Origin of the sequence: Rhodoplanes roseus, from assembly GCF_003258865.1 — a bacterium.
GTDB lineage: Bacteria > Pseudomonadota > Alphaproteobacteria > Rhizobiales > Xanthobacteraceae > Rhodoplanes > Rhodoplanes roseus.
Genome location: NZ_NPEX01000919.1, coordinates 1 through 252, shown reverse-complemented (window position 1 = coordinate 252; position 252 = coordinate 1). Strand labels below are relative to the sequence as shown.

Below are 252 nucleotides of genomic sequence, written 5' to 3'. Positions count from 1 at the left end.
GCCTGCCGTTGTGGCTGCGTGGGCTCCTTATCGTGGCCGGCATCGGCTGCGCGCTCCTGCACACGGTGCCGGAGCTCTATCGCAGCCTCTTCGGCTTTGCCCTCGTCGCCACCGTCATCCTTGGAGGGCGGCGCTATTTCGCCGTCACGGCCGAGCGCAAGCCTGCCTCCGAACTCGGAAACGAAGCTTAGGTGAATTCAATGGACAGAAAGAAAACCTATTACGGTGTCTCCGTCGGCATCCTGATGGTGC

The 252-nt window shown here is 61.9% G+C and carries 1 protein-coding gene; it reads left to right on the top strand.

All coding sequences use genetic code 11. The annotated features are described in order from the left end of the window. Positions 1–191 (top strand): hypothetical protein (locus tag CH341_RS35010; RefSeq protein ID WP_210208747.1); only part of this gene is annotated, 191 nt, incomplete at its 5' end. Positions 192–252: the final 61 nt, after the last annotated feature.